Origin of the sequence: Bacillus sp. FJAT-26390 (assembly GCF_001682865.1) — a bacterium.
Taxonomy (GTDB): Bacteria; Bacillota; Bacilli; order Paenibacillales; family Paenibacillaceae; genus Pristimantibacillus.
Window position 1 is genome coordinate 176,467 of sequence record NZ_MAQX01000002.1, and the last position, 23,129, is coordinate 199,595.

The 23,129-nt window shown below is 48.6% G+C and carries 18 protein-coding genes, 16 tRNA genes and 2 pseudogenes; 3 read left to right on the top strand and 33 right to left on the bottom strand.

Translation table 11 applies throughout. The annotated features are described in order from the left end of the window. Positions 1-15 precede the first annotated feature (15 nt). From A7975_RS09185 to A7975_RS09240, 12 genes are all read right to left on the bottom strand, one after another. On the bottom strand, positions 16-666 hold the full coding sequence (locus A7975_RS09185) for a response regulator transcription factor (RefSeq protein WP_483295910.1): 651 nt from the start codon (positions 664-666) through the stop codon (positions 16-18). Between the two features lie 60 nt (positions 667-726). Next, positions 727-1,734: a sensor histidine kinase gene (locus A7975_RS09190; RefSeq protein ID WP_065384982.1), complete on the bottom strand. Its 1,008-nt coding sequence runs from the start codon at positions 1,732-1,734 to the stop codon at positions 727-729. A 120-nt stretch (positions 1,735-1,854) separates the two neighbouring features. Beyond that, a complete protein-coding gene (locus A7975_RS09195) occupies positions 1,855-2,562 on the bottom strand; it encodes a PspA/IM30 family protein (RefSeq protein WP_065384983.1) in 708 nt (235 codons plus the stop codon). A gap of 1 nt (position 2,563) precedes the next feature. Then, positions 2,564-3,025, bottom strand: coding sequence for a PspC domain-containing protein (locus tag A7975_RS09200; protein ID WP_063846008.1), 462 nt, complete (start codon positions 3,023-3,025; stop codon positions 2,564-2,566). Then, a complete protein-coding gene (locus A7975_RS09205) occupies positions 3,022-3,708 on the bottom strand; it encodes a PspA/IM30 family protein (RefSeq protein WP_065384984.1) in 687 nt (228 codons plus the stop codon). Before A7975_RS09205 ends, A7975_RS09200 begins: the two co-directional genes overlap by 4 nt. Positions 3,709-3,768: 60 nt before the next feature. Beyond that, the gene (locus tag A7975_RS09210; RefSeq protein ID WP_053374353.1) at positions 3,769-4,065 is read right to left on the bottom strand and encodes a LiaF transmembrane domain-containing protein; all 297 of its coding nucleotides are present in this window, start codon (positions 4,063-4,065) and stop codon (positions 3,769-3,771) included. Between the two features lie 322 nt (positions 4,066-4,387). Beyond that, positions 4,388-5,938, bottom strand: coding sequence for an ABC transporter substrate-binding protein (locus A7975_RS09215; RefSeq protein ID WP_053374352.1), 1,551 nt, complete (start codon positions 5,936-5,938; stop codon positions 4,388-4,390). 143 nt (positions 5,939-6,081) lie between these two features. Beyond that, positions 6,082-7,635: an ABC transporter substrate-binding protein gene (locus A7975_RS09220; RefSeq protein WP_065384985.1), complete on the bottom strand. Its 1,554-nt coding sequence runs from the start codon at positions 7,633-7,635 to the stop codon at positions 6,082-6,084. A 94-nt stretch (positions 7,636-7,729) separates the two neighbouring features. Continuing rightward, positions 7,730-8,662 carry a carbohydrate ABC transporter permease gene (locus tag A7975_RS09225; RefSeq protein WP_053374350.1) on the bottom strand — a complete coding sequence of 311 codons (933 nt, stop codon included), beginning with the start codon at positions 8,660-8,662 and terminating at the stop codon, positions 7,730-7,732. A gap of 52 nt (positions 8,663-8,714) precedes the next feature. Then, on the bottom strand, positions 8,715-9,692 hold the full coding sequence (locus A7975_RS09230; RefSeq protein WP_053374349.1) for an ABC transporter permease: 978 nt from the start codon (positions 9,690-9,692) through the stop codon (positions 8,715-8,717). 118 nt (positions 9,693-9,810) lie between these two features. Further along, positions 9,811-11,424, bottom strand: a complete 1,614-nt coding sequence (locus tag A7975_RS09235; RefSeq protein WP_065384986.1) for a helix-turn-helix domain-containing protein — start codon at positions 11,422-11,424, stop codon at positions 9,811-9,813. Then, positions 11,417-13,168 carry a sensor histidine kinase gene (locus tag A7975_RS09240; protein ID WP_065384987.1) on the bottom strand — a complete coding sequence of 584 codons (1,752 nt, stop codon included), beginning with the start codon at positions 13,166-13,168 and terminating at the stop codon, positions 11,417-11,419. The genes A7975_RS09235 and A7975_RS09240 overlap by 8 nt, the downstream gene beginning before the upstream one ends. A gap of 301 nt (positions 13,169-13,469) precedes the next feature. Between A7975_RS09240 and A7975_RS09245 the strand changes: the two are divergent. The 3 genes and pseudogenes from A7975_RS09245 to A7975_RS09250 all read left to right on the top strand — a co-directional run. Continuing rightward, positions 13,470-16,145, top strand: a pseudogene (locus A7975_RS09245) (rhamnogalacturonan lyase family protein); the annotation flags it as partial. Between the two features lie 60 nt (positions 16,146-16,205). Further along, positions 16,206-16,613: pseudogene (locus A7975_RS35375) on the top strand (dockerin type I domain-containing protein); the annotation flags it as partial. Between the two features lie 96 nt (positions 16,614-16,709). Continuing rightward, on the top strand, positions 16,710-17,738 hold the full coding sequence (locus A7975_RS09250) for an S-layer homology domain-containing protein (RefSeq protein WP_065385000.1): 1,029 nt from the start codon (positions 16,710-16,712) through the stop codon (positions 17,736-17,738). Between the two features lie 58 nt (positions 17,739-17,796). Here the strand turns inward: A7975_RS09250 and A7975_RS09255 are convergent, their stop codons facing one another. From A7975_RS09255 to A7975_RS09355, 21 genes are all read right to left on the bottom strand, one after another. Beyond that, positions 17,797-18,549, bottom strand: coding sequence for a hypothetical protein (locus tag A7975_RS09255; protein ID WP_053374345.1), 753 nt, complete (start codon positions 18,547-18,549; stop codon positions 17,797-17,799). Then, positions 18,546-19,244 carry an ABC transporter ATP-binding protein gene (locus A7975_RS09260; RefSeq protein ID WP_065384988.1) on the bottom strand — a complete coding sequence of 233 codons (699 nt, stop codon included), beginning with the start codon at positions 19,242-19,244 and terminating at the stop codon, positions 18,546-18,548. Before A7975_RS09260 ends, A7975_RS09255 begins: the two co-directional genes overlap by 4 nt. Positions 19,245-19,251: 7 nt before the next feature. Next, on the bottom strand, positions 19,252-19,632 hold the full coding sequence (locus A7975_RS09265) for a GntR family transcriptional regulator (RefSeq protein WP_053374343.1): 381 nt from the start codon (positions 19,630-19,632) through the stop codon (positions 19,252-19,254). Positions 19,633-19,677: 45 nt separating this feature from the next. Beyond that, a complete protein-coding gene (locus A7975_RS09270) occupies positions 19,678-20,433 on the bottom strand; it encodes an ABC transporter permease (RefSeq protein WP_065384989.1) in 756 nt (251 codons plus the stop codon). Further along, positions 20,426-21,379, bottom strand: a complete 954-nt coding sequence (locus tag A7975_RS09275; protein ID WP_065384990.1) for an ABC transporter ATP-binding protein — start codon at positions 21,377-21,379, stop codon at positions 20,426-20,428. The genes A7975_RS09270 and A7975_RS09275 overlap by 8 nt, the downstream gene beginning before the upstream one ends. A gap of 154 nt (positions 21,380-21,533) precedes the next feature. Continuing rightward, a tRNA-Leu gene (locus A7975_RS09280) sits at positions 21,534-21,615 on the bottom strand. Positions 21,616-21,628: 13 nt separating this feature from the next. After that, positions 21,629-21,705: transfer RNA gene (locus A7975_RS09285), tRNA-Arg, on the bottom strand. Between the two features lie 23 nt (positions 21,706-21,728). Further along, positions 21,729-21,802 (bottom strand) — tRNA-Cys (locus A7975_RS09290). Positions 21,803-21,809: 7 nt separating this feature from the next. Further along, positions 21,810-21,884, bottom strand: a tRNA-Gly gene (locus tag A7975_RS09295). A 7-nt stretch (positions 21,885-21,891) separates the two neighbouring features. Continuing rightward, positions 21,892-21,966: transfer RNA gene (locus A7975_RS09300), tRNA-Gln, on the bottom strand. A 31-nt stretch (positions 21,967-21,997) separates the two neighbouring features. After that, positions 21,998-22,073, bottom strand: a tRNA-His gene (locus A7975_RS09305). A gap of 20 nt (positions 22,074-22,093) precedes the next feature. After that, positions 22,094-22,167: transfer RNA gene (locus A7975_RS09310), tRNA-Trp, on the bottom strand. 9 nt (positions 22,168-22,176) lie between these two features. Then, positions 22,177-22,261, bottom strand: a tRNA-Tyr gene (locus tag A7975_RS09315). 3 nt (positions 22,262-22,264) lie between these two features. Beyond that, a tRNA-Thr gene (locus A7975_RS09320) sits at positions 22,265-22,340 on the bottom strand. A gap of 29 nt (positions 22,341-22,369) precedes the next feature. Further along, positions 22,370-22,445 (bottom strand) — tRNA-Phe (locus A7975_RS09325). Between the two features lie 14 nt (positions 22,446-22,459). Continuing rightward, positions 22,460-22,536 (bottom strand) — tRNA-Asp (locus A7975_RS09330). 39 nt (positions 22,537-22,575) lie between these two features. After that, positions 22,576-22,652: transfer RNA gene (locus A7975_RS09335), tRNA-Met, on the bottom strand. 15 nt (positions 22,653-22,667) lie between these two features. Further along, positions 22,668-22,743, bottom strand: a tRNA-Val gene (locus tag A7975_RS09340). Positions 22,744-22,812: 69 nt separating this feature from the next. Then, positions 22,813-22,887: transfer RNA gene (locus A7975_RS09345), tRNA-Glu, on the bottom strand. Between the two features lie 4 nt (positions 22,888-22,891). Further along, positions 22,892-22,982, bottom strand: a tRNA-Ser gene (locus tag A7975_RS09350). A 4-nt stretch (positions 22,983-22,986) separates the two neighbouring features. After that, a tRNA-Asn gene (locus tag A7975_RS09355) sits at positions 22,987-23,062 on the bottom strand. Between the last annotated feature and the right edge of the window lie 67 nt (positions 23,063-23,129).

Consider the following 23,129-nt stretch of genomic DNA (forward strand, 5'->3'; position numbering starts at 1 on the left):
ATGAAATTAAGTCCTTTAATCGGCAATCCCTTGCTTATGCGCATAAATAGCCGCTTGCGTACGATCATCAACATCCAGCTTGTTAAAAATGTTCGTAATATGGAATTTCACCGTCTTCACGCCTATAAACAGCTCGTCGGCGATTTCCTGATTGGAACGCCCCTGCGCTACCCGCTTGAGCACGTCCATTTCGCGCTCTGTCAAATCATGATGCAGCGGCGTTTGCTCCTGCTGCTTCGGCTGGCGGAACCGGTTCATCATTTTGGCCGCCACCTGTGACTCCAGCACCGATTGTCCACGCGCTGCGGCACGAATCGCATCGGCGATTTCCGTAGCCCGCGACGTCTTGAGCAGGTAGCTGAATGCGCCTGCTTCAATGACAGGGTACAGCTTGCTGTCATCCAAATAGCTCGTTAATACGATGACTTTGCATTCGGGGTACAGCTCAAGCAGCTTGGCTGTCGTCTCAACCCCATCCATGCCGTCCATTACCAGATCCATCAAAACAACGTCAGGTCTGTACGCCTGTGCTAATCGAATGCCGTCCATGCCGTTGCTGGCTTCACCGACAACCTCGATTCCATCCTCGGTATCCAGCACCGCCGCAAGACCGATTCGCACCATTTCGTGATCATCGACAAGCAGCACCTTTATCGGCTGACTCAATTGCTCAATTGCCTCCACACCTAACACCGTCCTTCTTTTATCGTTCATCCATTTTAATTGTCATGCTTGTGCCTTCGTATCACGCAATCCATCCGCGGGAACCCAAATATGAATGGCTGTACCTTCGCCCGGCTTCGAAATCATCTGCAACGATCCGCCCAGCTCGAGCACCCGCTCCTCCATCGTGAGCAGCCCGTAAGAGGTCTGCTTCTTCGACTCCAGATCAAACCCGATGCCGCTGTCCAGCAGACTCATATGCACTTGGTTGCCTGAACGAATCAGCTTGATTTCCATTCTGTCCGCTTTGGAATGCCGCAGCGTATTGGACAAAGCTTCTTGGGCAATTCGGAACAAATGATCCTCGGCATTTGGCTGAAGCACAATGGTCTCATCTACCTCAAGCGTAATCGTCATCGGTACTTTCTGCTTCAGCTCATCCACTAGAACAGTAAGCGCCTGCCCTAAGTTTTTGCCGTCCAAGTGGACGGGCCGAAGATGAAGCAGCAGGGCGCGCATTTCCGATTGCGCCACGGCAGCCATTTCTTCAATAAGCTGTACCTGACGCTTTGCTCGCTCCCAATCCCGCTCTATCGTCCGGCTGACAGCCGTCGCCGTCATCGAGATCGCGAATAGCTGCTGGCTAACCGCATCATGCAGCTCGCGGGCAAGGCGCTGGCGCTCCTCGATCACTGCCGTGAATTTGACCTTTTCGGTCCAATTCGGATCGACCTGCTCCTGCTCTGATATTTCATTTTCCGTTTTCTCGCCATTGCTTAACGTTACGGTAAATCTGCGTTTTACCTGCTGATCAGTCAGCCGCTTTAGCGATTCCTTCAGCCGCGAATTTTGCAAATAACCGTTCAGCGCCGCAGCAGCCAGTCCCGCGCCAACGATAGTCAATCCGATTACCGCCCACTTCCCCTGAAGCGTGAACAGCTCAACGTAGCCGATTCCTTGCAGCACGATGACAACCAAGCTGACGATAATAAGCAGCCACAATATCGTTTCCGTCGTATTGCGCCTGCGGGCCGCATGATTCGGTTGGTTTCCCTTATTTTCCTTCTCCATACGGCTCACTTCCTTCTTCTATGTACTATTTTAACCCTTAATGCCTGCTTATGTCATTTTTCATGCAAACGCATGAAAGAGCAGACCGTTAAACGGTCCGCTTCTTCCGTGAGCTGGATCCTATTCTTCAGATGGAGCTTTTGTTAAAGAAGGAGCCGGGTTCAGCTTGTTTTTGAGCGCTTGCAGTTGCTCATCCACTTTAATTTGTTTCTCAGCGTCTGCCGCATTAAAGCTGTTTGTTGCTCCGCTGTATGAGTATGGCGTGCGAAGAACGTCTGCTTCCGCTTCCAGCTGCATGATTTTCTCTTCCATACGGTAGAAGCCGCGTGAAGCAGAGCCGCTGTCGATCGTGTGGTTTGCTGTCAGCTGTGCCATTTGTTTTTGAGCTTTAGCTACTTGTGCACGGGAAGCAAGCTCATTGCGTTTGTTGCGCAGTTGGTAGAACTCATCCTTCATCGTGTGCAATTGCTGCAGCAATTCCTCAGCTTGCGCTTTTGATTGTGCATGAAGGTCAACATATTCCGTTACCTTTTGGTCGAAATAAAGTTTCTCTTCCAGCAGCTTGCGAGCAAGCTCCTCTTGGCCGGCTCTTAAAGCCGCCTCTGCTTTAGACTCACGATCAGCCGCGCTGCGTACACTTTCCTCAAGGCGCTGCTTCATGCGGCGCTCGTTTGCCATTTGCTTAGCTACTGTAACCTCAGCTTGATGAATTTCGGACTCCATGTCGCGCAGGTACTGATTCAACATTATAATCGGATCTTCAATTTTATCCAATGCCTCATTTACCGATGCCTTCGTCATATCTTTCATGCGTTTGAAAATTCCCATATTAAAAATCTCCCTTCTCGTATTTAGCAATTTTGGCTTTCAATTCTTCAATTTCACGGCGCAGCGCTTTTTTCTCCAAATCGTCCATCATGCTATCGAACTGTGTCGATGCTGCTGGCTGTGGTGCCGGTCCTGGCGTATTCCAAGAACCCGGTGCTTGCGGCGGGTTTTTGTACGGGCCGCCGAATTGGGAATTAGCTTGTTGGCCAAATCCAGGATTATAGCCGCCGCCATAACCGTTGCCGTAACCGCCGTTTGGTCCAAAGTTCGAGTAGATCGGCGGTTCTTTAGGAACAACCAAACCTGCGATGATATAGATCAGAATGACAGCGCCGCTTGTAAAAATCGTAATGACGATAAGTAATATCCGCAGCAGCGTGGCATCTACGTTCAACATTTCCGCTAATCCGCCGCAAAGACCAAATAGCTTTTTGTCTCGTGAGGAACGATAGAGTTTCTTCAAGACGACCAGCCCTCTTTCTCAAGCTTTCGCTTCAACTGCTCAAGCTCACGTTCTATAACGGATTGTACGGTGTTGCCTGCTTCCGTTACGAATTCTTGCCCCATTCTGCGAATGTCGCGCAAGCTTTTCGCTTCGTGCTCCATGCCGCTAATCCGATCTTCCAGTCTTCTGAATACGGAACCCGACTGAATGCCTTGTTCGCCGAAGCCGTTGCTGTAGCGGCTGTTCATCCGCTGTTGAAGTCTTAGTGATTCCATGCGAGCCGCATAATATTCGCGTTTGTCATATACCGATTGGTATTCACTGCGCATCTCGCGAAGCTGCTCTTCTAGATCCAACGTATTTTGTCTGCTTTGCTCGAACAACTCACGGTATTGAACCGAGCGTTCTTCGCAGCTTGCTTTTTCATGCAAGGCGATTCTAGCCAGCTGCTCTTCGCCTGCTTTCAGAGCCGTCAACGCTTGATTCTCGCGCCGTTCCTTCTGCTCCTCGGCTTGCAGCCATTGTGCCTTTAAGTGATTGCTGTGGCCAGCGTACTGCTGGTACAACTTCTCCGCTTGAATGATATCTTCTCTGGTAGACCAGAGGAACTGATCGATCATCCGAACCGGATCTTCTGATTTCTCAAGACGTTCATTTAGTGTAGCAACTGTAATGTCGCGAACTCGCTTCATAATACTCATTCCATGTCCTCCTTAACGTTTTGCGAATAAAACCGTTCTTTCTTTTATCTCTCGCGGCTATTAGTAAGCTCTGCGTTTATCTTTTTTGAAAAGGCTAACTCCAGCTGCGATCAACCCGATTGCCAGAAGCAGCAAAATGACGCCGCCGAGCTTGCCGAGAACCATCATACCGCCGATTACGATAAGTATGCCGCCAATCCATTTCTTGCTGTTCATCCAACCGACGATACCGAGTCCGATTAATATGAACGGGAGCAAGAATCCGAATATAGCACCAAAGTGGACACCGACAAAATTAAGTACCGCGATAACACCGACGACTACGAGCAGTGCGCCTAACGCGCTTTTTCCATTCATCCCATTTCATCTCCTTTCAAACCTTTAGAATGTTTTGTCTTTGTTTTTTTGCCATGCGTGTGTTGCTCTTGCTTATGTACTTAGTTTAGATCAATTTTCAGCTTTATAAAACGGACCTTCGGCGGTTTTCTAACTGGACTTAGGTCGAGTCGGAAGCCAGCCTCTAGGGGAAAAAACCGGCTTTCTCCTCTTTTTCACCGTCAAATCGCCCTCACTCGCGCATAAGGCTGCGATAACGAGCACACGCTAGCAAAAGGACGATGAACCAAAAAACCGGCTTCGCAGCTTGCGCTTGGCCGGCACTTCAAACCATCTGCTTCTCTTATTTGTTCGCTAGAAATTGATCGAATTGCGATTGCTTCTCCGCAACAATCTTCTCGATGCCAGCCGCTTTCAGCCTCTCAGCATATTCAGGCAGCACTTTATCGATATCGACAGATCCGGTTTCCAAAGCCGTCTGATATTGTCTGTCAACGTTGACGACAGCCGCTATCTCAGCTCGAACCGCATCGCCGTTGAATACGAAGCCAAGCCCGGGCGAGAGCTTTGCATTTTGATTAAACTCCCTGAAGTTATCCCATTTGTCCGCATCTTCTGAGTCCCACACATAGTTTAGAAACTGGTTGCCGAACATCCAGTTGGAGCCTGGATTATAATCCACGGTGTGCTCGGTCGGCTTGATCACGTTTTCGTTAACCTTCAGATAGTGTTTGCCTTCTATGCCGTAATTGAGCAAATTGTTCAAATAGGAGTCCGTATGCAGCAGATTGATAAACATCATCGCGCGCGCAGGGTCCTGCGAGGTTGAGGAGATCGCCAGCATAGAACCTGCTGTCTCCGATGTTGCAATCGTCTTTTCGTTTAATGGCAGCTGCGCCAGCTTGCCGATAAGGCCGGTCTGAATCGCCAGCTCCTCGTCCTTCCCCGGCTTCAATGCCGAGGTGATGGAGAAAACGTCTCCCGATTTTAAAGCGTCATTGTTCATCGTCTGATTGGTGGCCGCATCTTTATTGATATAGCCTTTTAGATAAAACTGCCGTGTAATGCGCAGCGTATCCACATAACGCTCCATCTCATAGGCGGGCATTACCTTTGTGCTTTCTCCATCCTTAAGAATAATGCCGGGAATCGAAGTATCTCCCAGCGCATCAAAATTTCCGATATAATGCGCCGTAAACGTCTCCCCTAGCTTCATATAGAGAGGCGTCATGCCCGGCTTTCTCGCTAAAATGATTTGATACACCGCGTCCAAGTCCTCAATTGTTTTTACATTGGACATGTCGATGCCGAGCTCCTCGGCAATATCCGAGCGATAAACGATGCCGCCCTGCGCCGCTAATTCCTTGTTCGTAGGAACCGCATAGTTTTTGCCGTCGATTTTGGCGCCAGCTAGAAACACCGGATCAAGCGATTGCAAAATGCCTTGCCCATACTGCTCCAGCAGCTCATCGACTTCCAAAAATGCACCCTTTGACACATTTACCGCATGCTTATTCCACTGCGCTGTAAATAAAATATCAATCTTCTCGCGCGATGCGACCATCAGATTTATTTTATCGTCCCACGGTCCCCAATCAATCGGCATGAGATCAATTTTCGCATTGATTTTATCTACTAAATACACATTCATTGCCGCCTCTACTTCTTCCTCGTCCTTCTGCGGCGATCCCGTATATACAAATTTCAGCGTATAAGGCTCCAAGGTCTGGCTCTGCTGCGTTCCGCCGCCTTTTTTCGCCGCAGGTGAAGCGCTTTCAACTTTGCCGTTAAGCGGCCTGTTCTCATTTGCCTGATTAGAGCAAGCGCCTAGTACAATTAAGCTAGCCAGCAGGAGCATCCTTGCACGAGTCCAAAGGATCGTCGTTCGGGTCATAATCGAATTGCCCCCTAATGGGTTGATGAAATGCGTTCATAGTTTAATTGTAAATAGTATGCCAAAAAATGCAAGCAACAAAAACCCGCTCCTCTTGCAAGGCGCGGGTTTTCATTATTCGCGAACTAAGCTATGCTTATCGCTCATTTGCTAGCCAGAAATTCGTCGAATTGCTTCTGCTTTTCAGCTACGACCTTGTCTACGCCGGCGTCCTTCAGTTTCTTCTCATATTCGGCAAGGATTTTATCAACGTCGACGGAGCCTGTTTCAAGCGCTCTTTGATATTGGCGGATAACGTTCGCAAGCGCTCCTACCTCAGCTTTTACCGGCTCGCTGTTAAATACGAAGCCAAGCGCAGGGGAAACCTTTGCATTTTGGTTGAACTCTTTGAATTTTGCCCATTTGTCCGGGTCCTCTGTATCCCAAACGTAGTTAAGGAACTGGCTGCCGAACATCCAAGCGGAGCCTGGGTTATAATTTGCCGTATTGCCTGTTGCGGTAATGATTTCGCCATTTCTCGTATAGTGGTCGCCTTCGATTCCGAAGTTCAGCAGATTGTTGATTTCTTTATCGGTGTGCAGCAGGTTGATCAGCATCATAGCGCGGGCCGGGTCCTTCGAAGTGGAGGAGATGCCGAGCATCGAGCCAGCCGTTTCAGACGTCGCAACCGTTTTTTCCGTCATCATAATTTGCGCAAGCTTGCCTGTCAAACCTGCGGCGCTTGCAATTTCAGCATCCTTGCCCGGCTTCATTGGCTCGATTGTAGAGAATACAGTTCCTGCTTTCCAAGCATCGGCGGATGCGACCTGCGTTGTCGCGGCATCTGCGTTAATGTATCCTTTTTTGAAATAATCGCGAGTAAGGTTCAAATATTCCTTGTAGCGGTCGATTTTCTCCATCGGCGTTACGGTTGTTCCATCTTGATCCTTTAGAATAGCTCCCGGGATTGTCGAATCTCCTAGAAAATCATAGTTGGCGAAGAAATGTGAGTTAAATGCTCCTGCTGTTGTGTAAAGCGGGGTCAAATCCGGCCGCTTTGCTTTTACCACGGCGTAGACCGCGTCTAAATCCTGAGGCGTTTTGACGTTGCTCATATCGATGCCCAGCTCATCCGTCACATCTTTGCGGTACACGATGCCGCCTGCGGCTGCTAGCTCCTTGTTCGTTGGCACGCCATAGTTTTTGCCGTTGATCTTCGCGCCTTCGAGGAAAGCAGGATCAAGCGAATCGACGATGCCTTTGCCGTATTGGTCGATTAGATCGCCTAGCTCAAGGAATGCGCCCTTGGAAACGTTATTGGCATGGCCGTTCCACTGTGCCGTGAAAATAATGTCAACCTCTTCGCGGGATGCGATCATGAGATTGATTTTATCGTCCCATGCGCCCCAATCTATTGGCATAAGATCGATTGTGGCGCTGATTTTTTCGGTCAGCAGCTTATTAAGCGCCTCTTCCACCTTTTTCTCATCGGTCTGAGGCGTTCCTGGATAAACGAGCGATATTTTATAAGGCTTCAGTTCGGATGCAGGCGACTCTTCTTCTGTATTCGCTGGTTTGTCCGTCTCGGCGGCGGTATCCTTTGTAGGCTCTGGATTGTTGCTTGTTTTGCTGTTGTTTCCTGAGCATGCGGACATGACGAGTACGATGGCCAGCATCATCAAGAGAAGCATCGATGTTTTTTGTTTCATTTGCTTCATAGCGGGTGGACCTCCCTTAAAAATTTGGTTTATATGCTCAACCGGCAATGCCGGCTACAGCCATTTTCGCGACAGCATCACTCATTCTGCGCAATTACCCCTTAACAGCCCCTACCGTTAAGCCTTTAACAAAATACTTTTGAAAGAACGGGTATGCGAAAATAATCGGGCCGATACCAACGACAACCATCGCCATCCGAACCGTCTCGCTTGGGAATTTGAAGGTTCCGCCTGCTGCCGTAATGGCCGCTGCCGCCGTGCTGTTGTTCGCAAGGAATTGAATGTTCAGCATCGTCTTGTACATCAAATATTGCACGGTTATATTGCCATCCTTCGTAATGAACACCAAGCTGAGAAACCAATCATTCCAATAGGTGAGTGTCTGGAAGAGTGCCACCGTTGCAAGCACCGGAAGCGATAAAGGAAGGACGATTTTTGCGAAAATAGTAAGCTCTCCCGCACCGTCAATTTTTGCGGACTCCAGCACGGCTGCGGGAATCGTCGTCTGAAAGAACGTCCGAATGATGAGCACGAAGAAGGCGGCGACGAGAAGCGGCATAATGAGGGCAAGCAGCGTATCCTTTAAGTCAAGAACGCGAACGTACACCAAGTACCAGGGCACAAGCCCGCCGGAGAACAGCATCGTAAAGAAAACGAAGAAGGTAAAAAACTTGGCATGCGGGAAATCCGTTCTAGAGATCGGATAAGCGTACAGCGCCATAATAATAAGGCTGAGCGTCGTGCCTGCGATGGTGACGAGTATCGAGATGCTGTAAGAGCGAATGATTTGGGTCGCGTCCTTGAACAAAAATTGATAGGCGGCCAAGTCCAGCTTAGAAGGAATGAATTGATAACCCTCTCGCACAACCGTCGCCTCATCCGAAATCGATACCATCACGATCAGCACGAGCGGTATGATGCAGAGAAAGGAATAAATGATGAAGAAAACATTGATGCCTAGAGAAGCCGGAATCGACAATTGATTTTTTGGGTTGGACCCGGACGATATTTTCTCGACTGCTTCCATAGGTTCACCTCCATAAATTTTTCATAGCAAATAAGGACGGCTTTAGCCTCTGCTAAAATAATGCGTTATCCTTGTTGATGCGGCGCACAACCCAGTTGGATAGAAAGACCAACGTAAAGCCGACGACTGACTGAAGCAGTCCCGCGGCGGAGGACAAGCCGATATCGCCTACGGTGAGGAACGTCCGATACACATAAGTGTCGATGACGTTCGTAACCGGGAACAGCACGCCCGATTCTCTTGGCACTTGGAAGAACAATCCAAAGTCCGCATTAAATATTTTGCCGATCTGAAGCAGCGTCATTATCGTAATGACAGGCATAATGAGCGGGATCGTAATCCGGGTCATTTGCTTCCATTTGCTCGCACCGTCGATTGTTGCCGCCTCGTAATACTCATCGTCGATGCCGATGATGGCAGCCATATAGATGACGGTAAAGTACCCCATGCTCTTCCACGTGTTTACGATCGGCAGGACGTAAGGCCATACCTCTTGGGTAAAATACCAGCTCACCTTCTCAAGCCCCAATGCCGGAAGCAGCGAGCTGTTCAAGTAACCATGCTCATCGCTCATGAAGCCGAAGACGAGATAGCTGATTACGACCATGGAGAGGAAATAGGGAAGAAACATGATCGTTTGATGGAGCTTGGCGACGAACCGGCTGCGAATCTCATTGAGCATTAGCGCAAACGCAAGCGGAATGATCAGATTGAGGACAATGAAGCCGGAGTTGTACAATAACGTGTTACGCGTAATGATCCAGGCATCCGATGTTTTGAACAAATACTCGAAGTTGGTTAGCCCGTTCCATGCGCTTCCTAGTATGCCATCCGCGTAGTTGATGCTCTTAAACGCGATAATGATGCCGAACATCGGAATATAGTTGTTGAACACGAGCAGAACGATGGCTGGGAGCATCATCACATAGAACATCCAGTATTTGCGGAATATGAGTAGATGCGATGTCTTCCTAGCTTTAATTTTTGGAATATAGGCCGTTGCCGCAGCTTTAGGCGTCTGATCCGCCATCGTCTTCTTCCTCCTCTTTCTAAGGCTTTGAGCCATTTCTCTTGTATAAATTGTATAAAAAAAAGACGCCGACATCTGTCGGCGCCGTGACCATATTAACGGTGCTGTGACTTCTCACTCATACATCCTGATACTTTTTGCGATATTCCTGCGGCGTCAGGCCGGTCATCTTCTTAAATAGCTTGGAGAAATGCGAGAAGTTGGCATAGCCTACATTAAGCGCGACATCGCTGACCCGGTTATTCGTTTGCTCCAGCATGCTGCGTGCTTTCGTAATTCGCATTCTCACCAAGTAATCCGTTAGTGAATAGCCGGTTTCCCTCCGGAATAAGCGAGATAGATAGGCTGGGTTCAAATATACTGACTCTGCCGCTTGCTCGCGGCTGAATTCCTCGCCAAGATGCTCCTCCATATAGCGTTGAACCTTATCGACAACCTGCGATACGTCCTTCCCGTTCAAATGGGCGTATTCCGTTACTTGAGCGCTCATTTGCTGTGACCACACTCGCATTCGAGCCAATGACTTTATAACGTTTTCGCCAACCTCCCATTCTCTGTTCGTGAACACATCGGTCATCTGGACCGATTTTTTATTGAGCCACTCAATCAGCATATTCATAAAGCCATAATAAAAGGAAGCCATAAACGTGTAGTCGACGCTGCTCTGCTGCATTTGATCAAAGCACTCGTCAATCCGCAGCGCTAGCTCGGCCCGCTTGCCTGATTCAAGCAGCAGCGCCCAATCGGAGAATGGCGCCTGTTGGGGAGCGCTTTGTCCTTGCTTCTGCTTATTGTCCCGCTCCATAATAATCGCGCAACTGCTGCTGACGTTGCAGCGCTCTAAAGATAGCAGCGTCTGAACGGCAGTGCGCAGCTGCTTCACCTCTGCGTTCTCTCCGATATAACAGGAAAGGTGGCAGTGCAGCATGCTTTTGCACTGATCAATAAACGTTTTGCATCGTTCTTTGATGACGGCGTTTGATGGCTCCGCCCCTTCTGGCATGTTATACAGCAGCACATACAAAATACCGCTGCCATCTTGTACAACTACGCCTGGGCCGCTTTGAAGCACAAGCTCCTCGGCTGCATTTTTAATGCCATAGGTCATAATTTCTTCGTCGCGTGCCGACCATTCCTCACGCCACTGCTCGATGCTTATGAGGATGACGCGAATCGGGCTATCCGCTTGAAGCGGCAAAGCGTAATTTTGCAATGCGGAATCTAGCTGCTGCGGCGCGGCGGAGAGGCGGTAATGGATAACGTCCTGCCAGAAGCGCTCTATTAATATAGGACGCTGCTTGCTCCACTGCTCGTAAAATAAGCTGTACGTCCCGCGAATCTTTGCAAGCTGCTCCCGGTCTCGCACTTTATCGAGCGCCTCGTTCACGCATGCCTTCAGCGCGTTGTGATCGATAGGCTTAAGCAAATAATCGAAGCAATCCAGCTGCACGGCCTGCTGCGCATATTTGAAATCCGCATGCCCGGTAAGAAAAATCGTCACGGTGGAGGGAGAATGCTCATTGGTCCACTCCAGCAATTCAATTCCGCTTTGATTCGGCATATCGATGTCCGATAACATAATATGTATCGTGTGCGCGGCCAGCACGGACTGCGCCTCCTCCGCATCAATTGCCGTATAGATGTTGACAATAGGAAGCGTCGACCAATCTATTCCCTCTACGATGCCGCGAATCGCAATCTCTTCATCATCTACGACCAATAAGTTATACAACGGCCTTAACCCCTTCCACTAGCTTTGGAAATACGATAATGACAATTGCGCCGGTGCCTTCCGTTTGATTGCGGAATGTAATCGACGTCCGCTCTCCATAAAGGAGCTGCAGCCGGTGAATAACGTTCATGATGCCAAGGCTGCCCGACTCATCTTGCTGCAAAGGCTCCTTATTGTACAGCTTCTCCAGCACTTCTGCGCTAAAGCCGATCCCATTGTCGCTGATCGTAAGCGTGAAACCATCGTCGGGATCGATTACCGCCGCTATTTTGATTTGGAACAGCTGTCTCCTGTTCTTGAATCCATGAATGATCGAGTTTTCTACGAACGGCTGAACCGTCAATGCGGCAATCGGGTAATTTAAAATCGTGTCCATCCCCTCAAACGTGCATTGAAGCTTGTCGGGAAAACGGATTTTTTGAATCGTCATGTAGTTCTCGATATGCATCAGCTCTTCTTTGAGCGTAATCGTGTCGCGATTTGCCTTCATGATGAAGCGGAAATAATCCGCAAGGTGCAGCGACATCTTTTTGACCGATTCCGTGTCATTCAGCGCTGCGAGATTATAAATAATATTCAAGCTGTTCATATAAAAATGCGGGTTGATTTGGGCTTGAAGCTGCTTCAGCTCCCCCTGCTTCACGCGAAGCTGCTCCTCGTACACATCGATTTTGAGCGTTTTGATTTGCTCCGCCATGACGTTGAAGGTGTTGCCTAGAAATTCAAATTCGAGCGTCTTGTTTTTGCGGAGCCTGACATCCAGCATGCCAAGCGATATTTTCTTCATCGCCAGAATCAGCTCATGCAGCGGTTTAAACAGCATGTTCCGCATGAAGAATAAGTAAATAAGCAAGATGGCTAAAAATCCAATAGGAGCAAACAGTGTAGCATTTCGGAAAAACAACAGGTTGCGAAGCAGCGTTTCCTCCGGAATGACGACGCGGTAGGCAATATTGACCATTTCGCTCATTCGGTTCATCACCAGATAGGTCGCGCCAGTTCCCCGGTCCGTCAGTGATTCATACGGTTTATCCGTTATTTTATAGCTCAGCTCGAATGGCGCCATGTTCTCCGTTAGCGATTGTACGAGGCGATCCCCATCACGCAAGTAAATGCCGTTATGCCCGATATCTCCGTCGCTCCACTGGATCGAGAGCATTTTGTTTATATCCTGCACTTTTATCATAGCGCCGACATACAGCCCTTCCGATACTTTAATAAAGTTGATCAGAAAAAACTTGCCGGGCATCCGCTCGTCGGCTCTAACCTCCCACGAATGCTGATCGTTCAGAAGCAGATTTTCTTCCGTCGTCATCGCATCCATATGGGATTTAATAATTTTTCTCGTATCGTTATATACACTGTCGGTTCCAAAAATAATATCGTCCTTGTGGTACAAAAACACGGCATCGATAAGATTATAGACACCGACGTCGCGGTTCAGCTTCGAATCGATTCTTATTTTAGTTAACGTGTAGCCGTCGCTGTCCATCGGAAAGGACATAAGCAGGCCGACATCGGAGTCAAGCACGGACATTTTATAGAGGTAATCGTTGATTTGCGCCAGGTTGTGATCCGTCTGTCCGACATAAATATCGAGCGTATTTCGGTAGGTTTCCGATACCTTCTCTCGAACGATATCGCGTGAATAGCTATTGTTGATTAGCATATAAATGACGACCGGCAGCATGACTGCCATAAATCCGATAATAAGCCGAGTTCTTATCGATTTGCCGAACCTCACGCTCCGCTTTCCCCCTATCCTTAATTGAATCCTCTCTTATACTATCATTTAAAGCGCTTTCTTAAAATCAGTTAAATGATGAAATATTCAAAGTTAAGCGATACGTTTTGTAGCTTTATAACTGATTTTTGGTAGAAAAGCACTGGTTTTTGCATGTTATGTCTGATTCATAGCTTCTATACTGAAATGGAGATTCATAATTTGCTGCTCCTAGCGCTAAGCATTGCGAGGTGAGCCAAAGTCTATATTGTAAGCGCAACCAATATAGGAAGGTAAAATGACAAAGGATGGTGGACGGTTAATGGGTTGGAACACGGCCAAAGCAACGAAGAAGGTACTCGCAATAACGACGGGACTAGCTTTGCTTCTCGGAACAGCGCTTCAAGCATCTGCTTCTGACATGAACAACAACCAATCAATCAGTAACTCTTCAGGCTTGCAGCTGGAATATTTAGACCGAGGACTTGTAGCCGCTGCCACGAATCAAGGCGTATTTTTGAGCTGGAGGCTGCTTGGCAATGAAGTTACAGGCTACTCCGCTGCGGGGATGACGGGCACTAATTTCAATGTCTATCGTGACGGCGCCAAAATCGCGTCGGTTGATGACAGCACCAACTATGTGGATACGAACGGCACAACCTCTTCCCAATATTATGTGGCGGCGGTCATAGATGGGCAAGAGGTGGATCAAAGCGATGCGATCTCCCCATGGAGCAATGCTTACTATGATCTCCCCCTGCGCAAGCCGGCTGACGGCGTCACCCCTGTCGGCGAAGCCTACACCTATGCAGCGACAGATATGAGCGTAGGCGACGTAGACGGCGATGGCGCGTATGAGTATTTTGTCAAATGGGACCCTTCCAACTCGAAGGATGTCTCGCAAAAAGGGTATACCGGGAATGTCTTTATCGACGCCTATCGATTTGACGGAACGCTGCTCTACCGAATTGATCTCGGCGTGAACATTCGGGCTGGCGCCCATTACACCGAGTTTATGGTTTATGACTTTGATGGCGACGGCAAAGCGGAACTGATGTTCAAAACCGCGCCAGGCACAAAAATCATCAAATTTGACGGGCAAGGCGCTGTCACATCCGAGCAGTACATTACGATGCCGCAAGCGGATATTGCAGCAGGCTACAGCCACACCGATGATTACCGGGTAAGCCGCCAAGACTATTATAACCATGTCGTAGAGATGTTTATGGGCTGGCAATCCCATGAAGAGGTTGTAAACGGCAATTGGCCTGCGACTTTGGAAGAAGCTTTCGGCATGGCGAAGCAATATAACTACCCGCTCTCACGCGCGGATGCAGAAGCCTTAACCGATTATTTCATGGATGTGTATGCGCCAAGCAGAAGCGCCAACAATAAGCTCCGCGAATTCGAAGGGTTTATTTTGAAGGGACCCGAATATTTGAGCGTATTTGAAGGCGAGACGGGATCAGAGCTCGAGACGATCCACTATAAGCCAGGGCGCGATGATGATGGACTTATGTGGGGGGATTACGCATTAGGCCGAATTGAGCCGGGCAACCGCGTTGACCGTTTCCTCGCCGGTGTCGCCTACTTGGATGGCGCAAAGCCTTATGCGGTCTTTGCCCGCGGCTATTACACAAGAACGACGCTCGTATCATACGCTTGGGATGGCAGTCATTTGAAGGAGCACTGGTTTGTGGATAGCGGCTGGGCGCCGATGACGAATCCATTCAACGATAGTCCGCATGGCAGGCCAGGCACCGATCCGCTTCTTGGATCATTGAATACCCAAGGTGCCCATTCCCTTAGTACGGCGGATGTAGATGGGGATGGCAAGCAAGAAATCATTTACGGCTCATCAACGATCGATCATGACGGTACTTTGCTTTACAGCTCGTCGGATGTCCTTCCTCCGGGCAGCGCTAATCCAGGCGTCGTTGCTGGACTCGGACACGGCGACGCGCTTCACGTTGCCGACATCGATCCGGACCGTCCGGGGCTTGAGATCTTCATGGTGCATGAAGGCGGCACCTATGCGCCTTACGGCTATGCGCTTCGGGATGCTAAGACGGGCGAGATCATCTATGGCGGATACACAGGTAAAGATACGGGCCGCGGAATGGTTGGCGACGTTGATCCTGACCATCGTGGATTAGAAACATGGGCAGTCGGCTTATGGACTGCTGCCGGCACACGGATCAGTACGTCTGCTCCAGGCACGAACATGAATATTAAATGGGCTGTGGATATGACAACGCAAATCGTGAACGGCTCCGGCAACAGCACAACTACGATAGATGATTGGAAACGCGGACGACTGCTTACGGCAACAGATACAAGAACCAATAATGGCACGAAAGGAAATCCGTCCCTTGTTGCTGATATTTTTGGAGACTGGAGAGAAGAGCTGCTCGTTCGCACTGCGGACAGCTCTGCTATTCGTATCTTCGTCAGTACCGAGGTAACGAATCGCAAGCTGTATACTTTGATGCATGACGTTCAGTACCGTACCGGCATTGCATGGCAAAATACGACCTACAATCAGCCAGCATACCCGAGCTTCTATTTTGCATCCGATACAAGCTTCGCAAATGTACCGATACCAAATTTCTGGACACCTCGCATAGATGAAGAGGTATTAAGCGGCGGCTCCTTATCCGGGCCAAAAGCAGCTGAAATCGGACAATCCTTCACCCTTACCTATGCGCTGAACAAGGAGCAGAAGGAAGTGGTCGCACAGGATCTGACCATCGCCTTTGACGCAGATCAGCTGGAGCTTAGCGGACCACCGGAAGCAGTGGATGCGAACAAAATAACGATTGTCGATTCCGATACGGATACGCCTGGGCAATTGCGAATTCTCGTCGTACATCTAGGTGAACAAGCGCAACATGCCAGTGGCGAACTCATCAAGCTAAGTTTTAAAGTCAAGCCGACCGCCTCTTCTGGCATCTCCAACATCAGCATCGCTAAGCTGCATATCGCCGATAGCAGCGGCGTAGAAACCGTGCTCCAAGGCCATACGCACAGCGTTGAAATTGGCGTTGATAAAGCCGCGTTGAACGCGCTGATCACAAATGCTCAGCAGAAGCATGATGAAGCAGTAGAGGGCAATCGAATCGGTCAATACCCTGCCGGCTCAAAAGCTGCGCTGCAAGCTCAAATCGAGATTGCCAAAGCAACCGCAAATAACCCGGCTGCAACGCAAGCCCAAATCGAACAGGCTGCTCTTGATTTAAATGCAGCGCTCCAAACCTTCCTTGCTCTAGCTATTCAAAAGGTTGAAGGCGACTACAACAATGACAATACAACAAGTATCGGCGACCTAGCGATCATGGTCAAAGCATACGGCAAATCATCGGTTGATGCTGATTGGAATACCGTTAAAGCGTTTGACCTCAACAAAGATAATATGATCGATATTCAAGATCTTGTTGCGCTTGCCAAGCTCATTCTCAAATGGTAGCAATGGCAGCTAATTAATAGTTGATTGAACGTGGTGAGGGGAGGACAGGAAGCTGTCTTCCTCTCGCTCATTATGATGAAAGAAAGGATGATCATCATGAGGCGCAAGCTGACTTCGGTTTTATTAGGCATCATTCTCGCAGTAGTATCTATCCCTACCATCGCTATGGGTGACAACGCTCCCTCATTCTCGCTATCGCTTCCCACTACAGCAGTCTCGACCAACCAAGATGTACGTGTAACGGTAAAAGGGGAGCAATTGGTCGACTTGTACGGTTACGAACTTCGGCTTCAGTATGATAACACGCGACTACGCTTCAAAAGCGCGGCTGCCCATTGGACAGGCTTATCCGTTCCAGCCTCCGATAAGGACGGTGTCATCACGTTTGCTCATACCAAACTTGGAAAAGCATCCGGGGAAAGTGGCACCGCCCAGATCGCTACGCTATCTTTTGAAACGATAGCTGCAGGTCCCGCCACATTTAAGCTAGAGCGCGTCAAGCTTGTGGACAGTAAGGTCGCGGCCGCCACCTTAACGCCTAACGTGCAGGCAAAAATAAATATTTCTTCAAACAACCAGCCTATCCTTTTTGTTGATCTAGCGGGTCACTGGGCCGAAGCAAACGTGAAACTCGCAGTTGAGCTCGGTTTCATTAATGGTTATCCAGATGCTACGTTCAGGCCGAACGCCCAAGTGACAAGAGCCGAATTTACTGCTATGCTCGCTCGTGCAGTGCCATTGCCCGCCGGTGCTGTAGGGGAAGTGGCTCTAGATTTTGCAGACATCAGCGTGTTTCCAGACTGGGCAAAGCCTTACATAGCGGAAGCAGCGGCTGCCGGCATCATTTCCGGCTATGAGGATCGAACGTTTCGTCCCGGCGGCAAAATAAACCGTGCGGAGATGGCCGTTATGATTGCCCGTGCAGCAGGCTTTGATTTAACGTTAAACCAGACCTCAACCTTCTCAGATGAGGCGCAGATTCCTAGCTGGGCCAAAACTGCCGTTACTGTTTCAGTTGATAAAGCGCTGCTGAACGGCCGGGGCAATAACCGCTTTGTTCCGCTTGGGGATGCCACCCGGGCAGAGGCGCTTACGGTCATTCTCAAATTACGCGATCTACGCTAACATGCCAAAAAGGCGCTTAAGGGGATTGAACCCCTATGCGCCTTTTTCGATTGAGTTGTTACAGCTCTACTTTTTTGTTTAATAAATAATTCATCAAAAACAAGAATCCAACGGTAAAAGCCAGCTCAATGAGGAACGGACCTGCAAAATAGCTTAAATCATTGGAGGCGCCGAATGCAAATGAGCCTTCTGTCGATGTGCCCTTAATGGAGAAGAACCCCATCGAACCATCATCATGATTAAATACTACACTTGAAAGCCAAGCGATCAAAGCTTGCACGCCGAAGAAAAAGAGAATGCCAATCCAAGTTGATTTTTTAAACCTAAAGCTCCTAGCAACCGTAATGGATGCTAGGACCGATATCGTAAAAGTCGTGTAGGTCCATATTATGCTTAAAATCATGTAAAATATCGAGCCTTTTTCAAATTGAATATTCTTGTTCAAAAAGCTGTTATCGATATCCGAGAAAGCCGTATAGATGGGAATATGAATAGCTGCAATGGCAATGATCAGAACCGCGCAAATCCAGCTTAATAGGATAGTTGTGCCTGCTGCTTTCATTGGATGCAGCGGCAGCAGCCGGCGGCTGAACGACTTAATGTTTTGGTCAAACGTTCGGCAGCAATGGATGAACAACAGGATCAATGCCAGCGAATAGCCGAAAATACTGAACGAAATAACTAACGCTTCATTCCAGTTCCGCGTTATTCCGGTAATCGAGAGTGCCGCTTCTAAAAGAATCAATATGGCAAGCGTGCTGAGGATGCCATCGCTGCTTCGCTTCCAATCATATTTCAACAGCTTGATCATTCCCCAAACACCTCCTTAAACATTTCATCGACGCTTTTTCCGTGCGTGAGCCGAATATTTTCCACTTCATCCTGCAGCACGATCTTACCCTCCCGTATGAAAATAACTTCATCAAAGATACGCTCAATATCGCGTACAAGATGGGTTGATACGAGCAGGCTGCTCTCTTCGTTGTAATAGTTTACGATAGCATCCAAAATTTTCGCTCTTGCGACCGGATCTACCCCGCCAATAGGCTCATCGAGCAAATACAGCTTAGCATTTCGGGATAAGGTGAGGGTAAGCTGCAATCTTTCGTTCATGCCCTTGGATAAAGCGCTGACGCGATCCTTTTTGTTCAGCTTCATAAAAGCTAACATTTCATTTGCTTTCGCAACATCAAAGTCAGCATAAAAATCTTGATAAAACATGATCGCGTCCTCTACGCGCATCCAGCTCTCCGTAAGCGGCTGATCCGGCATAAAAGAAGTAATCTCCTTTGTTCCTTGGCCAACTGATTTACCGTCTACACGGACAGAGCCGGAGGCTGGCTGAACAAGGCCTGCAGCGATTTTCATCAGTGTGCTTTTGCCGCTTCCGTTGCTTCCTAGCAAGCCAACAATCTTGCCGGGCGCTACGCTAAGCGATATATGATTTAAAGCCGTCTTGCCTGCATACGATTTTGATACATCCGTTAGTTGCAATACGCTTTCCACGTTTTCTTCACTCCTCTTTGTTATCCTTCTCTTCTACCGCTTGCGCAACAATCGTTACGATATCGTTGCTCGCAAACCCAAGCTCCTGCATTCCCTGTATGAAGCGACCGAGCAAATCGCCAGCCATCTCCTTTTTGATCTCCATAATTTTCGTCTCCTCGCTAGTCACATATCGTCCAAGCCCGCGCTTCGTCTCAACGATTTGTTCACGTTCAAGCTCCTGGAAGGTCCGCTGTATCGTATTCGGATTAATTTGCAGCTCAAGCGCCAGCTCCCGCACAGCAGGTATTTTATCCCCAGCCTTTAGCTTTCCGATGACGATCTCTTTCTTGATATAATTCATGATTTGCAAGTAAATCGGCAAATTATTATCGAATTCAATGCTCACAATTTTCCCTTCTCCCCTCCGCTGCTCTTAACAAAATTTGTTTTGCTAGGCAATATCCCGTTTTTTGAAAGTAACAAAGCTCACTGCAAGAAATAATGCGACATACGCAGCACATACGAGACTAGGGAATGTTATCCCTCCCGCGGATTCACTGCCTGTAAAGAGTGTCAAATCCGTGTTCATAAATAGAAGATATTTGGAGAAGTCATAGCTCGACAACAGCATTTTAAGCAAGCCCTCAAGCAATACAGCAGTCATCCCGATCCCAATGGTAGCTCCTGAGGAGCGCGTTAAAATGCCGAACATAAAGGTTAGAGTAACATAGATCGTGGTGTATACGGTTTGGAAGAGCATTGACTTTGCGACTTCAAGCCACGTCACGTCGCCTGCCGAACCTTCAAAACCAAATGCGATTCCGCTTGCGGCAAGAGCAGCTGCTATCGTAAAAATAACGAGCGAGCAAACAAACAAGATAGCTGCCACATATTTTGAGGCTAAAATGGTGCTTCTTCTATGCGCTCTGATTAGCAAAAATTTGACTGTGCCTAATTGATGCTCCTTCGCCACGATCCCGGCTGTAAATATGATCGCTACTATCGTTACAATCTGCCCAACTCCGTTGGTGGACATAATCGATGCCGCAAATTCAAGCATAGATGGCAATCCCTCTTGAGCCAGTTCCTTAATTAAATAAGTGAAGCCGGCAACTGTTATGAGCATGACCGCGTATGCGATAAAGAAGCTTCGCTTCTTCGACATTTTTAACCACTCGTTCAAAACTAATTTATTAAAATTAAGCAATGCGGCTACCTCCCGTCCATTTCAAAAACTCATCCTCAAGCGACAGCTTCGTTTCCGTAATTCTATAAATTTTTATTTGCTCACTGCCTAGTTTGGCAACGACCTGTGGAATAAGCTCATTATCTAACGCCAGCAGTAGCTCATTCCGCTCCGACGTAAGCGGTGCAACCTCGACCCCTTTAATCGTTGCAGCGACCTTAACTGCGCGTTCCGCATCATCTACCCGGATGGCAACCGTAATTTGCTGTGATGGCTCTGCTGCGTCAATTAAGGATCGATGGGTTACATACTTCCCTTCCTGAATAACGACTACTCGGCTGCACATCAGCTCCATCTCGGATAATAGATGGCTGGATACGAGAATGGATATGCCCTCCTTGTCAGCAATTTGCTTCAAATATTGCCGCATCTCGCGAATTCCCGCTGGATCAAGGCCATTGGTTGGTTCATCCAGTATGAGCAAGGAAGGACGATCCAGCAGTGCTTGCGCAATGCCAAGACGCTGTCTCATACCAAGAGAATAAGCCTTCACCTTCTTCTTCATAGCTGCCTCCAAGCCAACAAGCTCGACGACTTCTTTAATCCGCTCATCCGTAATCCCTTCAGACATCCGCTGATATTGCTTCAGATTATCCTGACCGGTCATGTAAGGGTAGAACTCCGGATTTTCGATAATGGCTCCAATATGGCGAATGGCCTTCGTGAAATCGTTGCGGATGCTATGGCCCTGAATGATCACGTCACCCTCCGACATTTGAATAAGTCCCACGATCATGCGGATTGTCGTTGTTTTCCCTGCTCCATTTGGGCCAAGCAAACCAACAATCTCGCCTTTATGAATATCAAAAGACATGCGATCTACAATTGTTTTGCCTGCAATACGCTTCGTTACGTTCTTTAACGAAAGAACGGCCAATGCTTCTATTTTCTCAGTAGCTGCTTTCATCTTCGCTTACCTCCAGTGTCCTTGTGTGTTAGTTACATAGTACACTAGGAAAATGGTTGTGTAAAGGGGGTAATTTAGGAAAATAATGAAATAGGTGAAAACACAAAAAAACTCTCAAGATCCTAAGGATCTCAAGAGTTTATGTAAGTAATTATGGTGCCGATGAGAGGACTCGAACCTCCACGGTTTCCCTCACGATTTTGAGTCGCGCGCGTCTGCCATTCCGCCACATCGGCATTTAGGTAAATATGGCGTGCCCTAAGAGATTCGAACTCCTGACCTTTTGATTCGTAGTCAAACGCTCTATCCAGCTGAGCTAAGGGCACATATTTGTTTCTCAAAAAATCTGTGGAGGCGCCACCCAGACTCGAACTGGGGGTAGAGCTTTTGCAGAGCTCTGCCTTACCACTTGGCTATGGCGCCAAATAAATGGAGCGGAAGACGGGAATCGAACCCGCGACCCTCGCCTTGGCAAGGCGATGCTCTACCGCTGAGCCACTTCCGCATATAAATGGCTGGGGATTCAGGGATCGAACCTGAGAATGACGGAGTCAAAGTCCGTTGCCTTACCGCTTGGCTAATCCCCAACAAAGTATGCAATGCTAATTTTTGAATTAATGGGGCGATCGAGGGGAATTGAACCCCCGAGTGTCGGATCCACAAACCGATGCGTTAACCACTTCGCCACGACCGCCACGTTCAAAAATATTTAATTGGCAGGGGCAGCAGGAATTGAACCCACACCAAAGGTTTTGGAGACCTTTGTTCTACCTTTAAACTATGCCCCTAAGGTAAACTGGTGGAGGATGATGGATTCGAACCACCGAACTCAGAGAGAGCAGATTTACAGTCTGCCGTGTTTAGCCACTTCACTAATCCTCCATGTGGTGCCGTCGAGAGGACTTGAACCCCCAACCTACTGATTACAAGTCAGTTGCTCTACCAGTTGAGCTACAACGGCATATTCACTTGTCAAGCATGTACATCTAATGGTGGCTCGGGACGGAATCGAACCGCCGACACGAGGATTTTCAGTCCTCTGCTCTACCGACTGAGCTACCGAGCCTGATGTTGTTTAAGTGGCGGAGCTGACGGGATTCGAACCCGCGGTCTCCTGCGTGACAGGCAGGCATGTTGGGCCACTACACCACAGCTCCACATCATAATCTCGGAAAGATCCGAATGGTAAAGAATTTTGGTTGCGGGGGCAGGATTTGAACCTGCGGCCTTCGGGTTATGAGCCCGACGAGCTACCGGGCTGCTCCACCCCGCGTCGTTAATATTTAAATGGTGGAGGCTGACGGGATCGAACCGCCGACCCTCTGCTTGTAAGGCAGATGCTCTCCCAGCTGAGCTAAGCCTCCGTGTTGAGCGACCTTCATATCATATCATAGGCCTTTGTTCTGTGTCAAACACTTTTTTAAAAGAAATGTTGGTGACCCGTAGGGGACTCGAACCCCTGTTACCTCCGTGAAAGGGAGGTGTCTTAACCACTTGACCAACGGGCCTTACTGGCAGAGAGGAAGGGATTCGAACCCTCGAGACCCGGTTAGAGCCTACACGATTTCCAATCGTGCTCCTTCGACCACTCGGACACCTCTCTACAATGGCTCCCCGAACAGGACTCGAACCTGTGACAACTCGATTAACAGTCGAGTGCTCTACCAACTGAGCTATCAGGGAATATTAACACTTTCAAAGCAAATTGCGCCCTGAAAACTGGACACGAAAGATTAGGTTTGCTGAAAAC